We start from the raw sequence: 16193 nt of genomic DNA on the forward strand, positions 1-16193 counted from the left end.
CGGCCCCGGCCGCAGGCCATCTGTGGCCGATCGCGCAGTTCCCCGCGCCCCTGAGGGGGCGCAGCCCACCGTCAGCACCGAATGTAAGGGGCGATCGTCCAGGCGGTCGCCCCTTACACATGCTCAGGCCGCGAGCCTCGCGCGTGTGGCCTCCAGCAGGCGCACGACCGACTCGTCGGCCACCTCCGCGACCTCGTCGTAGCCGAACCAGCGCACGTCGAGCGACTCGTCGCTGATCTCGTGCGCGGTGTCCGGCGGCGCCAGGACCGCGTACTGGACGTCGAAGTGGCAGTGGCACGGCGGCGGGATCGGGTGCTGGTCCAGGCGCACCGGGCCGCCCGGCAGCAGCGAGAGCCCCGAGACGCCGGACTCCTCCGTCGCCTCACGCAGGGCCACGGCCGCCAGGGAACTGTCGCCCGGCTCGCAGTGGCCGCCCATCTGGAGCCACTTCCGCAGCTTCCTGTGCAGGGTCAGCAGGACCCGGCCGGCCTCCGGGTCGATCACCAGGGCGCTCGCCGTGATGTGACCCGAGTGGCACGCCTTCCACAGGCCGTCCGGGTGCTCCGCCAGATGGTCGAGGTAGGCCTGGCGCAGGTCAGTCTGGTCCTCGTACCCCTTGAGCACGAGGACCGCGTCGTCGTACAGGCTCACCCGGCGTCGTCACCCTTGCCGTCGTCCTCGTCCTTGTCCTTCTTCCTGAGGTCGGGCTTGTCCGCCGCCTCGCCGAGCATCTTGTCCAGCTCGGAGAAGTCGATCTGCTCGCGGTGCACGAAGCCGTCCGGGTCGTCCAGGTCGGTGGCCGTCGGCAGCATGTCCGGGTGGTGCCACAGGGCGTCCCGGCCGTCCACACCGCGCGCGTCCGTGAGCGAGGCCCACAGGCGGGAGGCGTCACGCAGGCGGCGCGGGCGCAGCTCCAGACCGATCAGCGTGGCGAAGGTCTGCTCGGCCGGGCCGCCCGAGGCGCGGCGGCGGCGCAGCGTCTCGCGCAGGGCGTCGGCGGACGACAGACGGGGCTTCGCGGCGGCGTGGACCACCGCGTCGACCCAGCCCTCCACGAGCGCCAGAGCCGTCTCCAGACGTGCCAGGGCTGCCTTCTGCTCGGGCGTGTCCTCGGGCTGGAACATGCCCTGCTGGAGGGCCTCCTGGAGCTGCTCGGGATTCTGCGGGTCGAACTGGCCGACCACGTCCTCCAGCTTGGCCGTGTCCACCTTGATCCCGCGGGCGTAGCCGTCGACCGCGCCGAACAGATGCGAGCGCAGCCACGGCACGTGCGCGAAGAGCCGCTGGTGGGCGGCCTCGCGCAGGGCGAGATACAGCCGCACCTCCTCCTGCGGGACGCTCAGGTCCTTGCCGAACGTCTCGATGTTCACCGGCAGCAGCGCGGCCTTGCCGGCCGGGCCCAGCGGCAGGCCGATGTCGGACGAACCGACGACCTCGCCGGCGAGCACGCCGACGGCCTGCCCGATCTGCGTACCGAACATGGCGCCGCCCATCGAGCGCATCATGCCGATCAGCGGGCCGGCCATGGCCTGCATCTCCTCCGGCAGGACGTCGCCCATGGCGGTGCCGACGCGCTCGGCGACCGGGTCGACGAGCTCCTTCCAGGCGGGCAGGGTCGCCTCGACCCACTCGGCGCGGCTCCAGGCCACGGCCGAGCCGGCGCCGGACGGCAGGGACGTGGCGTCGTCGAGCCACAGGTCGGCGAGGCGGACGGCCTCCTCGACGGCCTTGCGCTCGGCGGGGCCGACGCTGGTGTCCTTGGTGCCGTCAGGGCTGCCCTGGGACACCGTCTGGCGGGCGATCTGCTTGGCCATGTCCCAGTTCACCGGGCCGCCCTCGTAGGAGAGCATCTGGCCCAGTTGCTGGAACGCGGCGCCCAGGTCGTTGGGGTTCAGGGAGCCGAACATGGCTGCGAACGGATTGTCCGCACCGGGGCCGCCGGGGCCGCCGCCAAATCCTCCGGCTCCGGGCAGGCCGCCGAAACCGAACGGATTGGCCGGTCCCTGACCACCACCGCTCTGCTGGTCCTTCTTCTTGCCCTCGTCGCCGTCGTCCGGCTCCTCCGGCGGAAGGCCGAATCCGAATGGGGTGTCACTCACGGGATTCCTCGGCTGGTAGGGCCGCCGGTTCTTTCCGGCGGCACGGCTGCCCGACAACACCACCCAGCGTAGACACCTGGGGCGGATCGGGCCTCGGTGCTTCGCCGACTGACAGCCTGCGGCAGGATGGATGCCACCTGGTACGCACGCGTCGCTCGCGCTCGTACTGAAGACAACCGCTGGAGACGCCCGGTGAGTTCCCCAGATCCGCAGGTTCGCGCAGCGCGAAACCAGTCAACCAGTTCCGCGAGTCCCGCGGCACGCGGACCCGTCGTCGCGGTCACCGGTGCCGCGTACGGCGTCGGCGCCCTGCTCACCGAGCAGCTCGCCGCGTCCGACGAGGTCAAGCAGGTCGTGGCCATCGACGAGCGGCGCGGCGAGTGCGCCGCGGCGCAGTGGCACATCCTGGACGTCCGGGATCCGGCCATCGCGGAGAAGCTGCGGGGCGCCGACGTGGTGGTGCACCTGGCGCTGGACCTCGACCTGGAGACCGACGCCGCCGCCCGAACGGCCTACAACGTACGGGGGACACAGACCGTTCTGACGGCTGCCGCGGCGGCCGGAGTGCACCGGGTCGTGCTGTGCACCTCGGCGATGGTCTACGGGGCGCTGCCGGACAACGAGCTGCCGCTCTCCGAGGACGCGGAGCTGCGGGCCACGGCCGAGGCGACGGGCGTCGGCGACCTGCTGGAGATCGAGCGGCTGGCGCGCCGGGCGCCTCGGGCACACCCGGGGCTCAACGTCACCGTGGTACGGCCGGCCGTCCTGGTGGGAGGCACGGACACGGCGCTGACCAGGTACTTCGAGTCTCCTCGGCTGCTCGTCGTCGCCGGGTCGCGGCCCGCGTGGCAGTTCTGCCACGTCGAGGACCTGTGCAGCGCGCTGGAGTACGCCGTCCTGGAGAAGGTCGACGGGGAACTGACCGTCGGGTGCGACGGGTGGCTGGAGCAGGAGGAGGTCGAGGAGCTCAGCGGCATCCGGCGGATGGAGCTGCCGTCGGCGGTCGCGCTGGGTGCGGCGGCGCGCCTGCACCGCATCGGGCTCACGCCGTCCCCGGCCGGGGACCTGGCGTACACCATGTACCCCTGGGTGGTGAGCGGCAGTCGGCTGCACGATGCCGGGTGGCGGCCGCGGTACACCAACGAGGAGGTGCTGGCGGAGCTGCTGGAGGAGGTCTCCGGCCGGCACACGGTGGCCGGTCGGCGACTGGGCCGCAAGGACGCGACGGCCGCGGGAGCCGCGGGAGCGACGGTGGCGCTGCTGGGTGCGGCCGCGGTGGTGCGGCGAGCGCGGAAGGCCCGGCGGCGGATCTGACAGACGTCCCTGTAGGAGACTCCAAAGGCGCACGCGCGCGTGCCGGTCGATAGCTCTATTCCGCGCTGTCGGTCGCGTACGGCACGATGGAGGCATGGCATCCACGAGTGACCACCCGGGTGAGCAGGCCGCGCAGGATCCGATCAGACTGATCGGGATCCGGGAAACGGCCCTCTCCGTGGACGAGGTGTTCCGGGCCGTCGGGGACGACGCGGCAGGCGGCACGGCGCTCTTCGTGGGCACCGTGCGCAACCACGACGGGGGTGCCGACGTGGCGGAGCTGGGGTACTCCTGCCACCCCAGTGCCGAGGCCGAGATGAGGCGGATCGCCGAGAAGGTCGTCGCCGAGTTCCCGGTGCGGGCGCTGGCGGCCGTGCACCGCGTGGGGGACCTCCGGGTCGGTGACCTCGCCGTGGTCGTCGCCGTCTCGTGTCCGCACAGGGGAGAGGCCTTCGAGGCCTGCCGGAAGCTGATCGACGACCTCAAGCACGAAGTGCCCATCTGGAAGCACCAGAAGTTCTCCGACGGCACCGAAGAATGGGTCGGCGCGTAGCGCCGTCGTTGAGGGGTGGTGGCCGGGCGACGGGAGGGCGGGTCGGCGCCTGCTGAATCCGGGACGCAGCCTTCCGGTTGCGTAACCGGACCCCTGGCGTGAGCGTTGTCACTGCGGATGGTTAATCTGCTGATCAGTCAGTTGCGGACGCTCAATGGGGTTGGGAGGTCGGCATGGCGGCGCTCGCCTGGTTGCTGATTCCGCTTGTGGCTGCGATCGGCGCGGGCCTCTGGGGCAGTTGGGCCAACCGGACCCGCAAGGTCCGTGGCGACGGCCCGGAACTCATCGGTTACGCCCGCTTCCGCGAGGCCATGGAGAAGCCCCGGCCGGGTAGCTGACGGCCGGGAAAACAGCAGGTCACAGGCGTTTGAGCCCACAGGGCCGCCCCGGACGGGCGGCCCTGACGGTGCGCTGACAGGACCGTCCCGTACTGTCGAGTCATGCCACGCCGCACTGCGACGATGCTCGCCTCCACCCTGATGCTGATCGCGCTCCTGTGCGCGGGAGTGTTCATCCCCGTGCCGTATTCGGAGATGTCCCCGGGGCCGACGGTGAACACGCTGGGCGATCACGGCGGCGAGCCCGTGCTCCAGATCTCGGGGCGGAAGACATACGCGACCAGCGGCCATCTGAACATGACGACGGTCCGGGTCACCAGCGCCGACTACCGGATGAACCTGGTGGAGGCCGTCTACGGCTGGCTCGCGCATGACAACAAGGTGGTGCCGCGCGAGACGCTCTACCCGGACGGCAAGACCGAGGAGCAGTCCACGCAGGAGAACGCCGAGGAGTTCAGCCAGTCCCAGGAGAGCGCCAAGGTCGCCGCGCTGAAGGAACTCGACGTTCCGGTGAAGTCGTGGGTCATCGTCTCGACGGTCGTCAAGGGATCCCCGGCCGAGGGCAAGCTGCACGCCGGGGACGTGATCAAGGCCGTCGACGGTACGGCGGTCAAGGAGCCGGCCGACGTCGCGAAGCTCGTCACGAAGCACAAGCCGGGCCAGGACGTCCGCTTCACGATCGTGCCCGCCAAGGAGCAGGCCGCCGCGGAGAAGGAGAAGCGGACGCCGACGAAGACGCAGGACATCACCATCACCACGACGACCTCGGACGACACCGGCGAGAAGCGGGCCATCGTGGGGATCTCCGCGGGGACCGACCACACGTTCCCGTTCACCATCGACATCAAGCTGGCCGACGTCGGCGGGCCGAGCGCCGGTCTGATGTTCGCGCTCGGCATCTACGACAAGCTCACGCCGGGCAGCCTGACCGGGGGCAAGTTCGTGGCCGGTACGGGGACGATCGACGACGAGGGCAAGGTCGGTCCGATCGGCGGCATCGAGATGAAGACCGTGGGGGCGCGGGCCAAGGGCGCGCAGTACTTCCTGACGCCCGCGGACAACTGCGAGGCCGCCGCCAAGGACACCCCCGAGGGCCTCACCCTCATCAAGGTGAAGACCATCGACGACGCCCTCGGCGCTCTCCAGGACCTCCGCAGCGGCGACACCGCCGATCTGCCGACGTGCGGTATGTAGTCCGCCGGCCCGGGGACCGGCCCGGGCCGCGCGGCCGCCCGGCTACTCCTCGAACGTCGCCGCCAATGCCTCCGCCAGGCCCGGTACCAGGTCGGAGCCGGTGAGAACCTCAGTCGGGGAGTCCTTCTCGCGCAGGCGCAGGGCCGACTCGCGGGTGCCGTCCCGCAGGACCGCGACCGTCATACGGACCTCCTGGCGGTCCGGGTGGTCCGCCACCCACTTCGACAGCGCGGCTTCGTCCAGGCCCTGCGGAACCTGGGCCTCCGCGGACGGCGGCAGCATCAGGCGCTCCACGGCGAGGGCACAGCCGGCCACCGAGTCGGGCCAGGCGATGGTGGCGAGGAACTCGTCGAGCGGCTTGCCCGTTGGAACTTCGTCCTGCTCGATCGGGGTGAGGCCGGAGTTCTCCGACTCGTCGCCCAGACCGAGCCGGTCCGCGAGCGAGGGCTGTTCGGCCCGGAGCCGGGCGGTGTCGACGAGTGCGAAGAGGCGGGCGGGCTGGTCCCAGCCGAGGCCGGAGACGTACTCGTCGATCTCGAGCACGGCCCGGGTGAGCGGGCTCGCCGCCATGGGAGTGTTGGACATGGTCACAATCCTGCCTCGTTCCCGACCGGAATCGGGAACCGAGTAAACGGTGAGTAAGTTGCATAGGTGGGGGCCCACGATCACGGGGGCCGCAGACGGTCCGTGAAGACGCGGGCCTGACGAATCAACAGCGAACTTCGAGGTGCGCACCTTGGCTTTCCAGATGCCGGACCGCGGCGGAGGCCCTTCGGGGCCGCGGATCAGAGTGGGCCGCCCGTCCCGGCGTGTCCGGACCCTGCTCATGACACTGGGCGTCCTGGCCGTCCTCGGCATGGTGTTCACCATGTTCGCGGGCTTTTGGACGGACTGGCTCTGGTACCGGTCGGTGAACTACTCGTCGGTCTTCACCACCACCCTGTGGACCAAGATCGGGCTCTTCTTGGTCTTCGGTCTGCTCATGGCCCTCGCGGTCGGCTTCAACATCTGGCTGGCGCACCGGCTTCGGCCGCCGCTGAGCGCCATGTCCATGGAGCAGCAGAACCTCGACCGCTACCGGATGAGCATCGCGCCCTACAAGAAGTGGCTGCTGCTCGGGATCACGGCCCTGGTGGGCCTGATCGCCGGCGCCTCCGCGTCCGGCCAGTGGCGGACGTGGCTGATGTGGATCAACGGCGTGCCCTTCGGCCAGAAGGACCCCCAGTTCAAGCTGGACGTCGCCTTCTACGCCTTCGATCTGCCCTGGTACCGCTTCCTGCTCGGGTTCGGCTTCGCCGCCGCGATCCTGTCCGTGATCGCCGCCGCGCTCACGCACTACCTGTACGGCGGCCTGCGCGTCACCAGCCCCGGCGCCCGCGCCACGGCGGCGGCCACCGGGCACCTGTCGGTGCTCATCGGCATCTTCGTGGCCCTCAAGGCGGTCGCGTACTGGCTCGACCGGTACGGACTCGCGGTCAAGTCCAGCGACTTCAGGGCGACCGACAACTGGACGGGCCTGAGGTACGTCGACGCCAACGCATACTTGCCGGCCAAGACGATCCTGTTCTGCATCGCCGTCATCTGCGCGCTGCTGTTCTTCGCCACCATCTGGCGGCGCACCTGGCAGCTGCCCGTGATCGGTTTCGGCCTGATGGTGCTCTCCGCGATCCTCATCGGCGGCCTGTACCCGGCGATCGTGCAGAAGTTCCAGGTCCAGCCGAACGAGCAGGCCAAGGAAGCGCCGTACGTCGAGAAGAACCTCGAGGCGACGCGCAAGGCCTACGGCATCGACGGCACCAAGGTCACCGACTACACGGGCACGAGCAAGACCGAGGACAAGACCACGCTCCGCGATGACGTCGGCTCCACGGCGAGCATCCGGATCATGGACCCGAACATCGTCTCGCCGACGTTCCAGCAGCTCCAGCAGATCAGGAACTACTACGCGTTCCCGAACAACCTGGACGTCGACCGGTACTCCAAGGACGGCAAGGAGCAGGACACCGTCATCGGCCTGCGTGAGATCAACCTCGCCGGCATCCCGAAGAAGAACTGGATCAACAACCACTTCCGTTACACCCACGGATACGGAGTGGTCGCCGCCGAGGGCACCAGCGCCGACGCGCAGGGACGCCCGGTCTTCACGGAGTCCGACCTGCCCTCCAAGGGCGACCTCGGCACGTACGAGCAGCGGGTCTACTACGGCGAGAAGACCACCACGTACTCGATCGTCGGCGGTCCCCAGAAGGAGATCGACTACTCCGACGACAACGGCGAGAAGACCACCAGCTACAAGGGCGACAGCGGGGTCAACCTCTCCAACCCGGTCAACCGGGCCGCGTACGCGGTGGCGTTCGGCGAACCACAGATCCTGTACTCGGGCGCCATCGGCGAAGGTTCGCGGATCCTGTACAACCGCACGCCCAAGGAGCGCGTCGAGGCGGTCGCCCCCTGGCTGACCATCGACGGCGACGCCTACCCCGCGGTCGTGGACGGCCGTATCCAGTGGATCGTGGACGCGTACACGACGACGAACGGATATCCGTACTCCTCGCGTACGACCCTCGGTGACACGACGGCCGACTCGCTGACCGCCGCCAACAACAACCGCGCGGTGGTGGCCCAGCAGAACCAGGTCAACTACATCCGCAACTCGGTGAAGGCGACCGTCGACGCGTACACCGGCGAGGTCAAGCTCTACCAGTGGGACACCAAGGACCCGGTCCTGAAGACCTGGATGAAGGCCTTCCCGGACACGGTGCAGCCCAAGGGCGACATCTCCAAGGACCTGATGGACCACATGCGCTACCCGCAGGACCTGTTCAAGGTCCAGCGGGAGCTGCTCACGCGCTACCACGTGAGGGACGCGACGACGTTCCTCAGCGGCAGCGAGGTCTGGCAGGTGCCGGACGACCCGACGAACCGGTCGGGCAACGCGGTGCCGCCGTACTACCTGAGCATGAAGATGCCCGACCAGAAGGCTCAGTCGTTCTCGCTGACGACGACCTTCACGCCCAACGGCCGGGACAACCTCAGCGCGTTCATGGCGGTCGACGCCGAGGCGGGCACCAGTGACTACGGCAAGATCAGAATCCTGAAACTGCCGACGAACACGACGGTCAACGGACCCCAGCAGGTCCAGAGCCAGTTCAACTCGCAAGAGGAGATCGCCGAGTCCATCAGGCTCCTGAGAGGCGGCGACTCCGAAGTCGAGTACGGCAACCTGCTGACGGTGCCGCTCGACGGCGGGCTGCTCTACGTGGAGCCGGTCTACGTACGCGGTGGTGGACTGAAGTACCCGCTGCTGCGGAAGGTGCTGGTCACCTACGGAGGCCAGACCGCCTTCGAGAACACGCTCGACGAGGCCCTCAACAAGATCTTCGGGACGGAGGGACAGGCCCCGGAGCCACCGGACGAGGGTGACACCACGACGCCACCACCGACGTCCGAAAACCCGACGGTCCAACAGGCCCTGGAGGACGCCCAGAAGGCGTTCGACGCGGGTCAGGAGGCCCTGAAGGAGAACGACTGGGAGGCGTACGGCCGGGCGCAGAAGGACCTCGAGGACGCTCTGCGGCGGGCCGAGGAGGCGCAGGCCCAGGCCGGCCGCGGGGGTGCCGGGGGCGGCGAGAGCAAGCCCAGCGCCAGCCCGAGCCCCAAGCCGAGCGGCAGTCCGAGCGGCAGTCCGAGCCCCAAGCCGAGCAGCTAGGGGCCTGGCCTGGTCAAACGCCCACCCCGCGCCGTGATACGGTTGTGAACACAACGGCGCGGGGTGGAGCAGCTCGGTAGCTCGCTGGGCTCATAACCCAGAGGTCGCAGGTTCAAATCCTGTCCCCGCTACTGAAATCGCGAAGTCCGAGTGACGGAGCGACCACGAAGGCCCGGATTCCACACAGGAATCCGGGCCTTCGTGATGTGTGAACGCATGTGCTGGTGCGGGCTGCGGCCGCGCCGCCGGGGGGAGTTGGGAAATCTGTGTTTGACTTGTCTCTCTGTGGGCATGTCGACAAAACGCTGTAGTGACCTCACTGGCTGCGGTATACCAGGTGTACCCAGGTTGCAGGTGGTGCGACGATGGACGTTATGGGGGACAAGGCAACTCTGTTCGAGACAGGGCGTTTTGTGCAGCCTTCCAGCCGGGAGGACACCGACACCCCGGACGATGCCGGGGAGATCGCCGACGAGGCGGCCGAGGAGCTGCGCCAGCGGCTCGCTGCGGAGGCCGGCGACGTCGAGGCGATGAGTGTCCTCGGGGCCATGCTGCTGCGCCGTGGCGATCTCGACGGTGCCGAACCCCATCTGCGTGCCGCCACCGCCGCTGGCGACCGGGCCGCCGCCAACAACCTGGGAGTCCTGCTCCACCAGCGGGGGTACGCCGACGAGGCCGCAGGCTGGTGGCGGATCGCCGCCGTCGCCGGATCCGCGGCGGCCGCGCACGCCCTCGGCCGGCACCACCGCGAGCGCGGCGACGAACCCGCCGCCGAGTACTGGCTGCGCCAGTCCACGGAACAGGGACACACCCTGGGCGCGTACGCCCTCGCCGACCTGCTGGAGCACCGTGGCGACGCCGGGGCCGAGAAGTGGATGCGGGTGGCGGCCGAGCGCGGGCACCGGGAGGCGGCGTACCGCCTGGCCCGGGCGCTGGACCGGAAGGCCGCGCGGGAGGCCGACGGCGGCAACGGCGTCCAGGTGCTGGACGAGGTCGAGCAGTGGTACCGGCAGGCCGCCGCGCGCGGTCACCGGCGCGCCGCGCTGCACCTCGGGACGATCCTGGAGAAGCGCGGCGAGCTCAAGGAGGCCGGACGCTGGTACCTGACGTCCGCCAAGGACGGCGAGGCGCGGGCCGCCTGCGCGCTCGGTTTCCTGCTGCGCGACGCGGGCGACACCGAGAACGCCGCCGTGTGGTGGCTGCGGGCCGCCCAGGACGGCGACGGCAACGCGGCGAACGCGCTGGGCGCGCTGCACGCCGAGCGGGGCGAGACCCAGACCGCCGAGCGCTGGTACCGGGCCGCGATGGACGCGGGCGACGTGAACGGCGCCTACAACCTCGGGCTGCTCTGCGCCGAGCAGGGGCGCACGGCGCAGGCCGAGCAGTGGTACCGGCGCGCCGCCTACGCCGGGCACCGGGAGGCCGCGAACGCGCTGGCGATCCTGCTGCTGCGGGGCGGGGACGAGACGGGCGCGGAGCCGTGGTTCTCCAAGGCCGCGGAGGCCGGGAGCGTGGACGCCGCCTTCAACCTGGGCATCCTGCACGCCGGCCGGGGTGAGGAGCAGGCCGCGCTGCGCTGGTACGAGCGGGCCGCGGCCGCCGGCCACACGGAGGCGGCGCTCCAGGTCGGCATGGCCCGGCTGCGGGACGGCGACGAGCAGGAGGCCGAGCGGCATCTGCGGTGTGCGGCCGGAGGCGGCAGCGCCGAGGCCGCGTACCGGCTGGCGACCGTGCTCGACGCGCGCCGGCCGCCGGAGCCCGCGCACGAGCTCGGGGAGCCGGTGCACCGGCGGAGCGAGTGCGAGGAGTGGTACGAGAGAGCGGCCTCGCAGGGGCACCGGCGGGCGCAGGTGCGGGTGGGCATGCTCGCGGCGGCCCGGGGGGACGTCGTCGAGGCGGCTCGGTGGTACCGGGAGGCTGCCGAGGCCGGGTCCCGCAACGGGGCGTTCAATCTCGGGCTGCTGCTGGCCCGGGAGGGGAGTGAGCCCGAGGCGGCGGTGTGGTGGACGCGAGCCGCTGACGCCGGGCATGGGCGGGCGGCGTTGCGGCTGGCCCTGGTCTACGCGCGTCGGGGGGAGCTGGCGGAGGGGCAGCGGTGGGCCGATCGGGCGGTGGCGTTGGGGCCGGGGTCGGTGGCGGAGCGGGCGGCTCGGTTGCGGGATGCGCTCAGGCAGGAGCTGTCGGCGTAAGGCCGGCTGCGCCCACCCGTGCCGCCCAAGCGGCACGACTGTCCGCAGCTGGGTAAGCGATTTGCATCCGTCCTCCGCGTTGACGTAACGTTGCATTCACCGACGCGGGGTGGAGCAGCTCGGTAGCTCGCTGGGCTCATAACCCAGAGGTCGCAGGTTCAAATCCTGTCCCCGCTACTGAAGACCGAGGGCCGGAATCCGAAAGGGTTCCGGCCCTTGGTGTGTCTACCGACGGTGTCCTACCGCCACCTCGTAGTCCGTTTTCAGGGGTTTCGCCAGGTATGTGACGAAGATCTCGTTCTTCTTCGAGCAGTCGCGCGGAGTCGACGCCGCCGTTCTCCAGGTCCGTGAGGATGTCGGCGGAGTCGAGATGCTGGTAGCGGATCCGGACGGCTGCCTCCGGTGCCGCCCAGAGCGCGTGGTGGGTGCCGCTGACCATATGGCGACCCGTCAGGCACGGGAAGCGTGCGGGCAGTGGGAAGCCCTGACATGTGCGGGCATGGAGAAGCCCCGGCACCCATCGGTGCCGGGGCTCTCGTGTGCGAAGGCTAGGCGGCCGCGCAGTTCGGGCAGACGCCGCGGTACGTCACCTCGACGTCCGAGACCGTGAAGCCGAAGCGCTCCGAGTCGGGGAGGTCCGCCAGCGGGTTGCCCACCGGGTGCACGTCACGGATCGCGCCGCACTGGGCGCAGACCAGGTGGTGGTGCGGCTGGTGGGCGTTCGGGTCGTACCGCTTGGCGCGCTGGTCCGTGGAGACCTCGAGTACCTCGCCGAGCGACACGAGCTCGCCGAGCGTGTTGTAGACGGTCGCCCGGGAGATCTCGGGCAGCTTGGCGACGGCCCGGGCGTGGACCTCGTCGGCCGTCAGGTGGACGTGTTCGCCGTCGAGGACCTCGGCCACGACGCGCCGCTGCGCGGTCATCCGCCATCCGCGTCCGCGCAGCCGTTCCAGAAGGTCACTCATGACCACCAGCCTAACAGCAAAGGGGACCAGGTCGCGAACAGGTGTGAAGTTAGAGTCCTGCTTGCTTTAGACAATGTCTATTGTAGGGTCGAGAACGACTTTGGCCGAGAGACAGGAACGGTCAGGAATGGTGCAGGAGGCACACATGACGCAGGGGCCGCTCACGACGGAGGCCGGTGCTCCGGTCGCCGACAACCAGAACAGTGAGACCGCGGGTGTGGGCGGCCCGGTGCTGGTCCAGGACCAGCTCCTGCTGGAGAAGCTCGCCCACTTCAACCGCGAGCGCATCCCGGAGCGTGTGGTGCACGCCCGTGGCGCCGGCGCCTACGGCACCTTCACGGTGACCGCCGACGTCACCCCGTACACGCGTGCCGCGTTCCTCTCCGGGATCGGCAAGCAGACCGAGGTCTTCCTGCGCTTTTCGACCGTGGCCGGCAATCTGGGGGCGGCGGACGCCGTCCGCGACCCGCGCGGCTTCGCGCTGAAGTTCTACACCGAGGAGGGCAACTACGACCTCGTCGGCAACAACACCCCGGTGTTCTTCATCAAGGACGCCATCAAGTTCCCGGACTTCATCCACACCCAGAAGCGCGACCCGTACACCGGCTCGACGGAGGCGGACAACGTCTGGGACTTCTGGGGCCTGTCGCCCGAGTCCACGCACCAGGTGACCTGGCTGTTCGGCGACCGCGGCATCCCCGCCTCGTACCGCCACATGGACGGCTTCGGCTCGCACACCTTCCAGTGGCAGAACGAGGCCGGCGAGGTCTTCTGGGTCAAGTACCACTTCAAGACCGACCAGGGGATCAAGAACCTTACGCAGGCCGAGGCCGACCGGCTGGCAGGTGAGGACCCCGACTCCCACCAGCGCGATCTGCGCGAGGCCATCGAGCGCGGTGAGTTCCCGTCCTGGACCGTGCAGGTGCAGATCATGCCGGAGGCGGACGCGGCGACGTACCGCTTCAACCCGTTCGACCTGACCAAGGTGTGGCCGCACGCCGACTACCCACCGATCGAGATCGGCAAGCTGGAGCTCAACCGCAACCCGGAGAACATCTTCGCCGAGGTCGAGCAGTCGATCTTCAGCCCCGCGCACTTCGTGCCCGGCATCGGCCCGTCCCCGGACAAGATGCTCCAGGGGCGCCTCTTCGCGTACGGCGACGCCCACCGCTACCGCGTCGGCATCAATGCCGACCACCTGCCGGTGAACCGGCCGCACGCCACCGTGGCGCGCACCAACTCCCGTGACGGTCACCTCTACGACGGCCGCCACAAGGGCGCGAAGAACTACGAGCCGAACAGCTTCGGCGGCCCGTTCCAGACGGACCGTCCGCTGTGGTCCGCCACGGCCGTGAGCGGCGTGACGGGCAACCACCCGGCCCCGGTCCACGCCGAGGACGACGACTTCGTGCAGGCGGGCAACCTCTACCGGCTGATGAGCGAGGACGAGAAGGAACGCCTGATCGCCAACCTGGCGGGATTCATCGCCAAGGTCTCGCGGGACGACATCGTCGAGCGGGCGATCGACAACTTCCGTCAGGCCGACGGGGACTACGGCAAGCGGCTGGAGGCCGCGGTCCAGGCCCTGCGCGGCTGAACTCCAGCGCTGGACCGCTTGCGGCAGGGACGGCCCGGGCCCCTTCGGGGGGTCCGGGCCGTCCCTGCTGTCAGGCGGGCACCTGCTGACGCGCCGGTGCCCAGCAGCGGATGATGTCGCGGACCGAGACGATGCCGGCGGGCTCGTCGCGGTCCAGCACGATGAGGTGACGGAAGCCGCCGTGCGCCATGGCGCCGGCCGCCTCCTCCAGGGTCCAGGTCGGAGCGGCGAACACGACGTCGGTGGTGGTGTGGGCGTGGGCGCGTTCCGTGTCCGGGTCCTGGCCCTGGCCCACGGAGATGAGGATGTCGCGTTCGGTGAGGATGCCGATGCCGCCGGCGTCGGGGTCGTGGACGACGGCCGCGCCGACCTTGCGGGCGGACATCAGCGCGGCGGCCTGGCGGAGGGTGTGGGTCGGGCCGATGGTGAGGACGACGGTGGTCATGGCGTCACGGACGAGCATGGATGGAGCCACCTCCTGGGAGTGTCCCGCCGTTTGTTCATGTTTTCACAAGTTCACAAGCGGGCGGACTCTCAGAGTGGCAGGCAAAGGGAGGGTCAACAAGGGGGCGCTCGGTAACAGCGGGCCTGTTCAGTAGCGCTGGTTGAGATACCCCAGCAACTCGTCGTGCAGCAGGCCGTTCGACGCGGCCGCGTTGCCGCTGTGCGGGCCCGGGCGGGCGTCGAGTCCGGTGAAGGTGCCGCCGGCCTCCGTGACGATGATCGCGTTGGCGGCCATGTCCCAGAGCGACAGCTCCGGCTCGGCGCACATGTCGACGGCGCCCTCGGCGACCATCATGTACGGCCAGAAGTCGCCGTACGCGCGCGTGCGCCACACCTCGCGGGTGAGGTCCAGGAAGCCGTCCAGGCGGCCCTGCTCCTCCCAGCCGCTGAGCGAGGAGTACGCGAAGGAGGCGTCGGCGAGTTTTCCGACGCGGGAGACCGTCAGGCGGGTCGCCTTCGTGAGGCTGCGGCCGGAGAACGCGCCGTAGCCCTTCGCGGCCCACCAGCGGCGGCCGAGGGCGGGGGCGGAGACGACGCCGACGACGGGCTGGAAACCGCCCTCGCCGGCTTCCATCAGGGAGATGAGGGTGGCCCAGACCGGGACGCCGCGTACGTAGTTCTTGGTGCCGTCGATCGGGTCGATCACCCAGCGGCGGGGGCCGGTGCCCTCGACGCCGTACTCCTCGCCGAGGATCGCGTCCCTCGGGCGGGCGCGGGCCAGCTGGCCGCGGATGAGTTCTTCGGCGGCCTTGTCCGCTTCGCTCACCGGGGTCAAGTCCGGTTTGGTCTCGACCTTGAGGTCGAGGGCCTTGAACCGGTCCGTCGTCGCGGCGTCGGCGGCGTCGGCGAGGACGTGGGCGAGACGCAGGTCGTCGAGATAGTCGGGCATGTAACGAACCTATCTGCCGAGGTGGGGGTGGGGCTACAGGGGGCTTGTGGGCCAAGGGGCACGACTGCCCGCAGTGGCACGGCCTGCGGCGGCGGAACGGCGGCCCGGCCAAACCGCCGGAGGTATCCGCGTAGATCGGCTCAAAGGCGCCCCCGCATGCGCTCGTGAACCCTTGACAGTGGTTTCGTGCGCGTCAAATCTGGGCGCAGTGCCGCTCGCCCCAAGGGGAGGCGATGATGCCTGCAGCGCGGGAATCTCTACTGGACGCCGCTTACACGGCGCTGGCGCGCCGGCCGTGGTCCGCCGTGCGGATGGTGGACGTGGCCGCGGCGGCAGGAGTGTCCCGGCAGACGCTGTACAACGAGTTCGGCAGCAAGGACGGCCTCGCCCGGGCGCTCGTACGGAGGGAGGCCGACGGATATCTCGCCGGCGTCGACCGCGCGCTCACCGCGCACAGCGACCCGCGCGACCGGCTCACCGCCACCGCCGAGTGGACCACCGCGGCGGCCCGCGAGAACGCCCTGGTCCGCGCCATGCTCACCGGCTGCTGGAGCGAACGGCTGCCGTCCCCGGCCCTGTCGGCCGTGCCCTCCACCTCCGCCGTACCGGCCCAGCGCCGCGCCGACGGCCCACTGCCCTCACCCGGCGACTTCGTCGCCTTCGTCCGCGACCGTGCCGTCACCGCCCTGGCGGGACCCGGCACCCCCAAGTCCGACGCAGCGGACCTCGCCCGCACCTGCGAACTCGCCGTCCGGCTCGCCCTGTCCTGCGTGGCCGCGCCACCCGGCGAGGGCGGCGTCGCCGCCCTGGTCCGCAGCGCCCTTCAGCGGCAGGCGGGCTGA

General features: G+C 70.2%; 14 protein-coding genes and 2 tRNA genes. 10 read left to right on the forward strand and 6 right to left on the reverse strand.

What is annotated here, in order from left to right; genetic code table 11:
- Window positions 1–123: 123 nt before the first annotated feature.
- Window positions 124–651 carry an NUDIX hydrolase gene (locus PV963_RS30565; RefSeq protein ID WP_274819303.1) on the reverse strand — a complete coding sequence of 176 codons (528 nt, stop codon included), beginning with the start codon at window positions 649–651 and terminating at the stop codon, window positions 124–126.
- Window positions 648–2099, reverse strand: a complete 1452-nt coding sequence (locus PV963_RS30570; protein WP_274819305.1) for a zinc-dependent metalloprotease — start codon at window positions 2097–2099, stop codon at window positions 648–650. The genes PV963_RS30565 and PV963_RS30570 overlap by 4 nt, the downstream gene beginning before the upstream one ends.
- A 192-nt stretch (window positions 2100–2291) precedes the next feature.
- Here PV963_RS30570 and PV963_RS30575 point away from each other — a divergent pair, with 192 nt between their 5' ends.
- The 4 genes from PV963_RS30575 to PV963_RS30590 all read left to right on the forward strand — a co-directional run bounded on the left by PV963_RS30575 (window position 2292) and on the right by PV963_RS30590 (window position 5498).
- Window positions 2292–3413, forward strand: a complete 1122-nt coding sequence (locus tag PV963_RS30575) for an SDR family oxidoreductase (protein ID WP_274819306.1) — start codon at window positions 2292–2294, stop codon at window positions 3411–3413.
- A 94-nt stretch (window positions 3414–3507) separates the two neighbouring features.
- Window positions 3508–3966, forward strand: a complete 459-nt coding sequence (locus PV963_RS30580; RefSeq protein ID WP_274819308.1) for a molybdenum cofactor biosynthesis protein MoaE — start codon at window positions 3508–3510, stop codon at window positions 3964–3966.
- A 173-nt stretch (window positions 3967–4139) separates the two neighbouring features.
- The gene (locus PV963_RS30585; RefSeq protein ID WP_190049437.1) at window positions 4140–4304 is read left to right on the forward strand and encodes a hypothetical protein; all 165 of its coding nucleotides are present in this window, start codon (window positions 4140–4142) and stop codon (window positions 4302–4304) included.
- Between the two features lie 102 nt (window positions 4305–4406).
- Window positions 4407–5498, forward strand: coding sequence for a YlbL family protein (locus tag PV963_RS30590; RefSeq protein ID WP_274819311.1), 1092 nt, complete (start codon window positions 4407–4409; stop codon window positions 5496–5498).
- A gap of 42 nt (window positions 5499–5540) precedes the next feature.
- Here the strand turns inward: PV963_RS30590 and PV963_RS30595 are convergent, their stop codons facing one another.
- Window positions 5541–6083, reverse strand: a complete 543-nt coding sequence (locus PV963_RS30595) for a PPA1309 family protein (protein ID WP_274819313.1) — start codon at window positions 6081–6083, stop codon at window positions 5541–5543.
- Window positions 6084–6246: 163 nt separating this feature from the next.
- Here PV963_RS30595 and PV963_RS30600 point away from each other — a divergent pair, with 163 nt between their 5' ends.
- From PV963_RS30600 to PV963_RS30615, 4 genes are all read left to right on the forward strand, one after another.
- A complete protein-coding gene (locus PV963_RS30600; RefSeq protein ID WP_274822164.1) occupies window positions 6247–9207 on the forward strand; it encodes a UPF0182 family protein in 2961 nt (986 codons plus the stop codon).
- Between the two features lie 57 nt (window positions 9208–9264).
- Window positions 9265–9338 (forward strand) — tRNA-Met (locus tag PV963_RS30605).
- 234 nt (window positions 9339–9572) lie between these two features.
- Window positions 9573–11396, forward strand: coding sequence for a tetratricopeptide repeat protein (locus tag PV963_RS30610; protein ID WP_274819315.1), 1824 nt, complete (start codon window positions 9573–9575; stop codon window positions 11394–11396).
- 103 nt (window positions 11397–11499) lie between these two features.
- Window positions 11500–11573: transfer RNA gene (locus PV963_RS30615), tRNA-Met, on the forward strand.
- A 371-nt stretch (window positions 11574–11944) separates the two neighbouring features.
- Here PV963_RS30615 and PV963_RS30620 read toward each other — a convergent pair.
- Window positions 11945–12361: a Fur family transcriptional regulator gene (locus tag PV963_RS30620; RefSeq protein WP_010047623.1), complete on the reverse strand. Its 417-nt coding sequence runs from the start codon at window positions 12359–12361 to the stop codon at window positions 11945–11947.
- A gap of 145 nt (window positions 12362–12506) precedes the next feature.
- Between PV963_RS30620 and PV963_RS30625 the strand changes: the two genes are divergently transcribed.
- The gene (locus PV963_RS30625; RefSeq protein WP_274819317.1) at window positions 12507–13958 is read left to right on the forward strand and encodes a catalase; all 1452 of its coding nucleotides are present in this window, start codon (window positions 12507–12509) and stop codon (window positions 13956–13958) included.
- 70 nt (window positions 13959–14028) lie between these two features.
- On the opposite strand, the gene PV963_RS30630 is transcribed toward PV963_RS30625, so the two are convergent.
- Together PV963_RS30630 and hisN are read right to left on the reverse strand one after the other, a co-directional pair.
- A complete protein-coding gene (locus PV963_RS30630; RefSeq protein ID WP_274819319.1) occupies window positions 14029–14421 on the reverse strand; it encodes a CBS domain-containing protein in 393 nt (130 codons plus the stop codon).
- Between the two features lie 129 nt (window positions 14422–14550).
- Window positions 14551–15351, reverse strand: coding sequence for a histidinol-phosphatase (gene hisN / locus PV963_RS30635; protein ID WP_274819321.1), 801 nt, complete (start codon window positions 15349–15351; stop codon window positions 14551–14553).
- A 233-nt stretch (window positions 15352–15584) separates the two neighbouring features.
- Here hisN and PV963_RS30640 point away from each other — a divergent pair, with 233 nt between their 5' ends.
- Window positions 15585–16193 (forward strand): TetR/AcrR family transcriptional regulator, encoded by a 609-nt coding sequence (locus PV963_RS30640; protein WP_274819322.1) that lies wholly within the window; start codon window positions 15585–15587, stop codon window positions 16191–16193.

The organism is Streptomyces coeruleorubidus (genome assembly GCF_028885415.1).
Classification (GTDB): Bacteria; Actinomycetota; Actinomycetes; order Streptomycetales; family Streptomycetaceae; genus Streptomyces; species Streptomyces coeruleorubidus_A.